The organism is Nostoc sp. (assembly GCF_036917465.1).
Classification (GTDB): Bacteria; Cyanobacteriota; Cyanobacteriia; order Cyanobacteriales; family Nostocaceae; genus Nostoc.
The window spans coordinates 24,608-33,201 of record NZ_JBALDL010000029.1 but is presented as its reverse complement, the minus strand read 5'-3'; the positions used below and the strand labels follow the sequence as shown (position 1 = coordinate 33,201).

The 8,594-nt window shown below is 41.6% G+C and carries 7 protein-coding genes and 1 pseudogene; 4 read left to right on the top strand and 4 right to left on the bottom strand.

From position 1 onward, the window contains the following. Positions 1 to 189, top strand: a pseudogene (locus V7K38_RS05990) (photosystem II q(b) protein); the annotation flags it as partial. Positions 190 to 430: 241 nt separating this feature from the next. Beyond that, complete coding sequence (aroC, locus tag V7K38_RS05985; protein ID WP_334856216.1) at positions 431 to 1,519, top strand: chorismate synthase; 1,089 nt, start codon at positions 431 to 433, stop codon at positions 1,517 to 1,519. Positions 1,520 to 1,599: 80 nt separating this feature from the next. Here the strand turns inward: aroC and V7K38_RS05980 are convergent, their stop codons facing one another. Further along, a complete protein-coding gene (locus V7K38_RS05980) occupies positions 1,600 to 1,896 on the bottom strand; it encodes a DUF3288 family protein (RefSeq protein WP_334856214.1) in 297 nt (98 codons plus the stop codon). A 366-nt stretch (positions 1,897 to 2,262) separates the two neighbouring features. Between V7K38_RS05980 and V7K38_RS05975 the strand changes: the two genes are divergently transcribed. Further along, positions 2,263 to 4,716 carry an ATP-dependent Clp protease ATP-binding subunit gene (locus tag V7K38_RS05975; protein WP_334856212.1) on the top strand — a complete coding sequence of 818 codons (2,454 nt, stop codon included), beginning with the start codon at positions 2,263 to 2,265 and terminating at the stop codon, positions 4,714 to 4,716. 219 nt (positions 4,717 to 4,935) lie between these two features. Continuing rightward, a complete protein-coding gene (locus tag V7K38_RS05970; RefSeq protein WP_334856210.1) occupies positions 4,936 to 5,226 on the top strand; it encodes a hypothetical protein in 291 nt (96 codons plus the stop codon). 19 nt (positions 5,227 to 5,245) lie between these two features. Here the strand turns inward: V7K38_RS05970 and V7K38_RS05965 are convergent, their stop codons facing one another. The 3 genes from V7K38_RS05965 to V7K38_RS05955 form a co-directional block, all read right to left on the bottom strand. Next, positions 5,246 to 6,340 carry an AI-2E family transporter gene (locus V7K38_RS05965; RefSeq protein ID WP_334856208.1) on the bottom strand — a complete coding sequence of 365 codons (1,095 nt, stop codon included), beginning with the start codon at positions 6,338 to 6,340 and terminating at the stop codon, positions 5,246 to 5,248. Positions 6,341 to 6,450: 110 nt separating this feature from the next. Continuing rightward, complete coding sequence (locus V7K38_RS05960) at positions 6,451 to 7,884, bottom strand: bifunctional orotidine-5'-phosphate decarboxylase/orotate phosphoribosyltransferase (protein WP_334856206.1); 1,434 nt, start codon at positions 7,882 to 7,884, stop codon at positions 6,451 to 6,453. A gap of 88 nt (positions 7,885 to 7,972) precedes the next feature. Further along, positions 7,973 to 8,566: a cytochrome b/b6 domain-containing protein gene (locus V7K38_RS05955; RefSeq protein ID WP_334856204.1), complete on the bottom strand. Its 594-nt coding sequence runs from the start codon at positions 8,564 to 8,566 to the stop codon at positions 7,973 to 7,975. Positions 8,567 to 8,594 lie beyond the last annotated feature (28 nt).

The window sequence follows — 8,594 nt, the reverse complement described above, 5'->3', positions numbered from 1 at the left end:
GGTTTCAACTTCAACCAATCAATCATTGACTCTGAAGGTCGTGTAATTGCAACTTGGGCGGATGTAATCAACCGCGCTAACCTGGGTATGGAAGTAATGCACGAGCGCAATGCTCACAACTTCCCTCTAGATTTGGCTGCTGGTGATTCTGCTCCTGTAGCTCTTTCTGCTCCTGCTATCAACGGTTAATTCTGAACTATTAACTAAGTAAGAAAGCGCTCTCCAGATTGGGAGGGCGCTTTTTTATTTAACTTAGCAACAGATGAGGTATTTACTGTTATGGACAGAACTTATGCAAAAATTTTAAGGTAGGGGCAATTCATGAATTGCCCCTACAGCAATACTAAAAAATAGTGAAAAATTGTATAAAAATAAACTTTTATAATAACTCTAGGTAGAATACATAAGCCTCACCTTTTTCCTAAAAATTATGGGCAATATTTTTGGTCATCTATTTCGCATTAGTACTTTTGGCGAGTCTCACGGCGGCGGTGTGGGGGTTGTGATTGATGGTTGTCCTCCACAACTAGAAATTTCGGCAGAAGAAATTCAAGTAGAATTAGATAGAAGGCGGCCCGGACAAAGTAAAATTACGACCCCTCGTAAAGAAGCGGATACTTGTGAGATTCTATCAGGGGTATTTGAAGGCAAAACATTGGGAACGCCTATAACAGTTTTGGTACGTAATCAAGATACTCGTTCCCAAGATTACGACGAGATGGTACAAAAGTATCGGCCTTCTCACGCCGATGCAACTTATGATGCAAAATATGGCATTCGCAATTGGCAAGGTGGGGGTAGGTCGTCAGCGCGTGAGACAATCGGAAGAGTAGCAGCAGGTGCGATCGCTAAAAAAATTCTTCGTCAAGTCGCCAATGTCGAAATTATTGCTTACGTTAAGCGGATTAAAGATTTGGAAGGTGTAGTCGATCCCAATACTGTCACCTTAGAACAAGTAGAAAGCAATATCGTTCGCTGTCCCGATGCTGAATGCGGCGATCGCATGATTGAATTAATTGAGCAAATAGGTAGACAAGGCGATTCTATCGGCGGTGTGGTAGAATGCGTAGCGCGAAATGTGCCGAAAGGTTTGGGTGAACCAGTATTTGATAAATTGGAAGCTGATATCGCTAAAGGTGTCATGTCTCTCCCTGCTAGCAAAGGCTTTGAAATTGGTTCCGGTTTTGCGGGAACGCTGCTAACGGGAATTGAACATAACGACGAATTTTATATTGATCCAAATGGTGAAGTTCGTACAGTAACAAATCGTTCTGGCGGTATTCAAGGCGGCATTTCCAACGGGGAAAATATTATTTTGCGAGTCGCATTTAAGCCGACAGCAACAATTAGAAAAGAGCAGAAAACTGTAACTCGTGAGGGTGAAGAAACCCTATTAGCAGCAAAAGGACGACACGATCCTTGTGTATTACCACGTGCAGTTCCAATGGTTGAGGCAATGGTGGCCTTAGTGCTGTGCGATCATTTGTTACGGCATTATGGGCAGTGTAAGGTCTTGTAGGCTATATAATATCGACTTAGGAGAGACGCGATTAATCGCGTCTGTACAAGATTTGGAAATACGAGGGAATAATTAATTCCCTAATTCCAATCCTGTTCGTCTTTTTTACCGCGACTTTTGTAAATACCTCCGAGGTAGTGAATCTGGCGAGTTTTCTCATAAAGTTCGGCCTCAGTCAAACCCCACCGTAGTAAGGCTTTATCTAGGTCTTTTTGGATATCCCTAGCTCCTGGAAAGCCTTGATAACGCATTCGCAGTCGGGCTAATTCTGCTAAGTTATAGTCTGTCGCCTCTTGAGCGAGTAAGATATCAATAAGGGGGCGATCGCGGTTATAAAGAGGATGTTGTTGATCTTTACCGGCCGTTGGTTGAGTCATCGTGAGTCCTGAGTGTCGTTAGCGGTAGCCGTCCATTTAGCCCGTTCTGAGTCCTGAGTTTTAAGTTTAGCCGAGAGCAGAGGAGCAGAAAAGGCAAAAGAAAATCATCTTCTCCACTGAAAAACTAATTGTAAGATTGAGAACTTGTTTTTTACGCTTAACTCCCAACTATTGTACAGACGCGATTAATCGCGTCTCTCCTAACTCCTCTTAGACGGCTAGTACACCTGATGTCTTACGGCTCTCACCACTGCCACTTAACTTTAAATAAAGTTACATTAGTCTTTAAGAAAATACAAAAAACTTTAGATGAGGGTGAATTTTATCTCACCCAAAGTCCAAGCAGCGAGGGAGCAATAACCCATTATGTTTGAACACTTCACTTCCGAAGCCATTAGAGTAATTATGTTAGCTCAGGAGGAAGCACGTCGCCTGGGACATAACTTCGTAGGAACTGAGCAAATTCTCCTGGGTTTGATGGGAGAAGGAACTGGGGTTGCTGCTAAAGTGCTGGCCGAGTTAGGCGTTACCCTCAAAGACGCACGTCGTGAGGTAGAAAAAATTATTGGTAGAGGTTCTGGCTTTGTACCACCGGAAATTCCTTTCACTCCCAAGGTGAAAAGCCTCTTCGAGCAATCTTTTAAAGAAGCTCATAGTCTTGGACAAAATTACATCAACACTGAACACTTACTCTTAGGATTAACCGAGGCTGGTGAAGGTGTCGCCGCCAAAGTTCTGCAAAATCTAGGGGTTGATTTTAAGACTGTTCGCAGTGCTATAGTTCGCCGTTTGGGTGAAAATGCACCGGCTTTCGCTGGTAGTGGGAATCAAAAGCGCACCCAACCACTAACGATGGAAGAATATGGCAGAAATCTGACCAAACTAGCGCAAGAAGGCAGACTTGATCCTGTAGTTGGTCGTGAGAAGGAAATTGAGCGAGCGATTCAAATTCTCGGTCGCCGCACAAAGAATAACCCAGTGTTGATTGGTGAACCAGGAGTTGGTAAAACTGCGATCGCAGAAGGTCTAGCTCAACGTATTATCAATCAAGATGTTCCCGAAACCTTACAGGACAAGCAAGTTATCAGCCTCGATATGGGGTCATTGGTAGCTGGAACTCGCTTCCGTGGCGATTTTGAAGAACGCATCAAAAAAGTCGTGGAAGAAGTTCGTACTGTCGGTAATATCATTCTGGTAATTGACGAAATTCACACCTTGGTTGGCGCTGGTGGTACAGAAGGTGGTTTGGATGCAGCTAACATCCTCAAACCTGCCCTAGCACGGGGTGAACTCCAGTGTATCGGTGCAACTACCCTTGATGAGTATCGCAAGCATATCGAGCGTGATGCCGCCCTAGAGCGTCGTTTCCAACCGATTATGGTTGGGGAACCCTCGGTAGAGGAAACCGTACAAATTCTTTACGGTTTGCGTGGCGCTTATGAACAGCACCACAAAGTCACAATTTTGGATGCGGCACTTGTCGCAGCAGCAGAATTATCAGACCGCTATATTAGCGATCGCTTCTTGCCCGACAAGGCAATAGACTTAATTGATGAAGCTGGTTCTCGCGTTCGTCTGCGGAACTCTCAAAGTTCTCCCAATAAGGAACTCAAGCGCGAACTTGCTGGCGTTACTAAAGAAAAGGAAGCAGCAGTCAGAGTCCAAGATTTTGACAAAGCTGTAACCCTACGCGACCAAGAGTTAAAACTCGCAGAACAAGTGCAAGCAACGCTTACACCAAATGAGCAACCTGTCAACTCCACTGTAGTTGATGAAGAAGATATTGCCCAAATCGTTGCCTCTTGGACTGGCGTACCAGTCAACAAACTAACCGAATCGGAATCAGAATTGCTTCTACATCTAGAAGACACTCTGCATCAACGGCTCATCGGTCAAGAGCAAGCTGTTTCGGCTGTATCTCGCGGTATCCGTCGCGCCCGTGTCGGCTTGAAAAATCCCAATCGTCCCATTGCTAGCTTTATCTTCTCTGGCCCTACCGGAGTCGGTAAAACAGAATTGGCGAAGGCACTAGCTTCTTACTTCTTCGGTGCGGAAGATTCAATGATTCGGCTAGATATGTCCGAATACATGGAAAGCCACACCGTCGCCAAGCTAATTGGTTCGCCCCCTGGTTATGTCGGATACGACGAAGGCGGACAACTTACAGAAGCCGTGCGGCGCAAACCTTACACAGTGTTGCTATTCGACGAAATCGAAAAAGCACACCCCGATGTATTCAATATGCTGCTGCAAATCTTGGATGAGGGTCATCTTACCGATGCCAAAGGTCGGAAAGTGGACTTCAAGAACACGCTGATCATTTTGACTTCCAACATCGGTTCCAAGGTGATTGAAAAAGGTGGTAGTGGTTTAGGCTTTGACTTCGACACTCAAGGCGACGCTAGTTATAATCGCATCCGCACCTTGGTAAATGAGGAATTGAAAGCTTACTTCCGTCCTGAATTCCTGAACCGTCTCGATGAAATTATCGTCTTCACCCAGCTTTCTAGGGATGAAGTGAAGCAAATCGCTGAGATTATGCTTCGTGAAGTTTCTAAGCGGTTGACAGAAAAGGGAATTATTCTTGAAGTTAGCGATCGCTTCAAAGAACTTGTAGTCCAAGAAGGCTATAACCCCAGCTACGGCGCTAGGCCATTACGTCGGGCAATTATGCGCCTTTTAGAAGATTCTCTCGCCGAAGCAATGCTGTCTGGGCAAATTGCAGATGGAGACACAGCGTTTATCGATGTTGATGATGACTCTCAGGTGAGAGTACAAAAATCAGAAAAACGAGAATTGCTCTTGGCAAATGTTAGTTAATTTTATACCTGAGCGCTTTTTGTTGTAATATTTGAGTAATATTCTAGTCTCTCATCTAAGTAGAGGTACTAGCAGGGGCATCTCCGACAAACATAAAGTGAAATGGTATTATTTCTTACCCCCAGTAAAAATGCTGGGGCTTTTTTTATGCAATTCTATTTTTAGTGGGCAATACCCACTTACCCACAAATGTTTATAATTTTAGGATATAGCAGCAATATGATTGAAAATCAGGACTTTCAAATAGTTAAAGATAGTGTCAAAACTGATGATAAAGGACGATTAACCTTGGGTACTATTGCCAAAGCAAAGAGCTACCGAGTCCCGATCAATGAGGTAGGACAAATTTTGCTAGACCCAGTTGTAAACATTCTAGAAAGAGAACTTTGGATATGGCAAAATTATATAGCTCGTAGCTCATTAGAAGTTGGTATAAAACAGGCAAGTTCTGGTGAACTTCACGACTTAGGTTCATTTGCCCAATATGCGGATCTAGAAATTGACGAATAGAGTGTAAAAGAACTTATTTCTATACTGATTCCTCTGGGAACAATTCTGATGGCACTTCACTTTCAACTACATTCTCAGAATCACCAGATTTAGAAAAACCATCTGCTGCATCTTTGATAAAACCAGCTACAGGTACCGCGATTAGCAAACCTAAGACTCCAGCGACATTGGTTCCTACAAGTAAAGCGATTAACACCCAGATTGGTCTAAGCCCAGTAAATTTACCTAAAAGCCGTGGTGCGATCGCCTGATCGATTAATTGGTCAATGACAACAGCTACAGCAAAAACCTTTACTGCTAGCCAAAAGTCATGTGTGGCTATTATAAAAGTGATTACAACAAGACTGACGACATCACCAAAGGGTATTAAGCTCAAAAGCCCAACTCCCAAGCCAAAGAGTAAAGCAAACTCGACTTGAAAACCTAAAAACATTAATGTTATTGAAACTCCCATCAACAAAGCCAATGTTACCTGCCCAATCAAATAATTTTGGAAGTTTTGCTGAATAGACTGGCTTACCTGTTGAGTAAATTTCCCTGGTAATTTTTTAAATATTCCCTCCCAAATTCTTGGGCCATCTAACAAGAGATAAAAAGTCAGCACTACTATGATTAATGAATCAGAAACACTATCAATCGTGTCTATAATAATGCTTAAAAGTTTATCCGTAACGAACTCTAATTCATTAGGTAATTGATCGGTTACTTGTGCTAATAGCTGACTTAAATTCACATTTAATTTGTGCCTAAAAAACCAATCATTTAAAACTTGAAGTTTTTCTTCACTAGAATCAATCCATTGGGGGAAAACTTTAACCATTTCATTAAATTGCTCTAACACAATGGGTACTAAAGTGATACCTAGAGCAACGACAATTATCAATGCTGATATAAAAACTAATGATACTGCATAGCCACGTTTCACTCCTCGCTTTTGGAGAATGGCAACGGGATAGTTTAAAACGAATGCAAGTAAGGTAGCTAAGACAAGAATTGCGACGACAGGTTGAAAATTTTTAACAAGCAAAAATGCTAGCCAACCATTGAGAAAGACTAGAGGAAATAGCAGCGTAAAAATTAACCATTTAAGTAGTTGATTGAGTGAAAAATTCATAATTAATTTAACAGCTAAAATTATTTTAGTTACTAGATTTAACCTGGGAATTAAATATACTTAATCACAGGTGAATGAGAAAACTATTCCCAATTCCCAATTCCCAATTCCTAACTTTCAGCAAAAGCTAAAAATTGCTCCTCATTTATTCGCCCTGCTTGATACAGAGTATTAGTAATTTCCGAAATAGTTAAAACTGCATGACTACAATAACCATTTTGCTGTAACCTATCTTTCACACCCTGTTCGTGGTCAATAAATACCACAATATCATTAACATTTAATCCTGCTGATTCCAACTTTTCTGCTCCTTCCATGACACTTTTACCACTGATAAGAATATCATCAACCACTACAATTGTTTCACCAGGGTGAAAGTTACCCTCAATTACTTTCCGAGTTCCGTGGGCTTTCACTTCTTTGCGGGGGAAAATCATCGGACAATTAAGGCGCAAAGCTAAACCAGTAGCTGTGGGTAAAGAACCATAGGGAATACCTGCTAATCTATCAAAATTGAGATTTTTTAAAATATCCTCATAAGCTGTGAGAACTTGATTAAAAACTTGGGGGTTGGAAATAATTTTGCGTAAGTCGATGTAATAAGGAAATATCGCTCCTGATGCTTGGACAAAGCTGCCAAACATAATACAGTCAATGTCATAAAGTTGTAAAATCAAATCTTGGTGGGGGTGCTGATTTAGGAAACAAACATCAGGAAACCACACAGAACATGTGGAATTTCCATAAATAATTTCAGTTTTTATTTGATTAATTTCTGCGTTTAGAGACTTGACTTCCTCAGATAGTTGTGTGTCTCCCAACATATCTTGAGGAACAGGAATCAGCAAACCATCGCCGTTAGCATTCAAGCCCGCTTCTAAAATTTGTCTCAGGTTTCCACCCTTCGCCCAGATGCTACGCACCATAATAATTCTTTCTGGTGCGATCGCTCGAATAAGTGCTAAAACTTCAGGATTTGTAGTTCCCACTTCCAAACCCAATTGTTCTGGAGTTCCCCAGGTTTTTGATTCTTTTACCACCTGTAAATAAAGGGGTGACTCGTTTGTAGGATATTTCTGTAGAGCTTCTGCACCTGGATTAGAAGTACAGCATAAAATAAACACCGCCTTATCAGGATAGACCAAAAAAGGGGCTACATGATCTTGTCCTGTATAGGGACTAAGAGTGATTGCATCCACTTGCCATTCTGTAAACACAGTTTTGGCAAAAATGGTACTAGTATTTAAGTCACTATGTTTGGCATCTAAAATAACTGGGATGTGCGCTGGAATAGCTGCTAAAGTTTTATACAGCAATTCTAAACCTGGAATACCTAACGCTTCGTAAAAGCCAAGTGTCGGTTTATAAGCACAAACGTAATCAGAGGTTTCCGCAATAATGAATTGTAACCACTTCTCCAAACCAGCGATTAGTTCTTCAGATTCATAACGCACAGGCATCATCTCTGGGTTTGGATCGAGTCCTACAAATAGTAAGCTTTGATTTTGTAAGATATTACGATTCAATTTATCAAAAAAGTTCATATTTTTTTAAAGAGTCATTTGTTATTGGTCATTGGTCATTTGTTATTTGTTATTGCGCTTTCCTACTTTTATGACCAGAGTTTGTTTCCTAAAACATTGATTCTGTTAATTCGGTTCCACCAGCTTTTTGCCCTAATCGAGGGTGAATTACTGCAAATAAGATAACTATCGGCACTGAGGCAAAGTGAACGATTCGTAATGCTTGCCAACTGCCAAACAAATCTACAATCCAGGGAAATTGAGCAGGTTTATACATGCCTATTCCTGTAAATAACGCCAGCAGCAAGATAGGAATAATTGCTGTATAAGCAATCCGATGCCAAGCATAAATTAGACGCTTGGAATTGTGACTTTTTTGTAATGCTTTGAAGTCATTCGCACCTACAAACCGATGTCGCCAGCGCCGGGTAATTAAAACGTAAATTCCATACCACAAGAGATTTAGTGAAAATAGCCACATTGCGGCAAAATGCCAGTGTCTACCCCCTGCAAGCCAACCTCCTAAAGTAAATATCGGAGGAATGTGCAAACCCGCACGTCCACCAAATACAGGGTTGGCATTGTAAATTTGTAGTCCACTGGTGAGCATGATAAATAGACTGATGATGTTACACCAGTGGAAAATTCTGGCTGCGATCGCTTGAGTAGGTAGCTTTCGAGTTTGAGAGGGGGTCAAATTCATAGATTTTGACTGATAAAATTTGCTGTTT

Bases quoted from the DNA above. Each gene is read 5' to 3' on its own strand.
- aroC (WP_334856216.1), top strand. From the start codon at position 431: ATGGGCAATATTTTTGGTCATCTATTTCGCATTAGTACTTTTGGCGAG.
- V7K38_RS05980 (WP_334856214.1), bottom strand. From the start codon at position 1,896: ATGACTCAACCAACGGCCGGTAAAGATCAACAACATCCTCTTTATAAC.
- V7K38_RS05975 (WP_334856212.1), top strand. From the start codon at position 2,263: ATGTTTGAACACTTCACTTCCGAAGCCATTAGAGTAATTATGTTAGCT.
- V7K38_RS05970 (WP_334856210.1), top strand. From the start codon at position 4,936: ATGATTGAAAATCAGGACTTTCAAATAGTTAAAGATAGTGTCAAAACT.
- V7K38_RS05965 (WP_334856208.1), bottom strand. From the start codon at position 6,340: ATGAATTTTTCACTCAATCAACTACTTAAATGGTTAATTTTTACGCTG.
- V7K38_RS05960 (WP_334856206.1), bottom strand. From the start codon at position 7,884: ATGAACTTTTTTGATAAATTGAATCGTAATATCTTACAAAATCAAAGC.
- V7K38_RS05955 (WP_334856204.1), bottom strand. From the start codon at position 8,566: ATGAATTTGACCCCCTCTCAAACTCGAAAGCTACCTACTCAAGCGATC.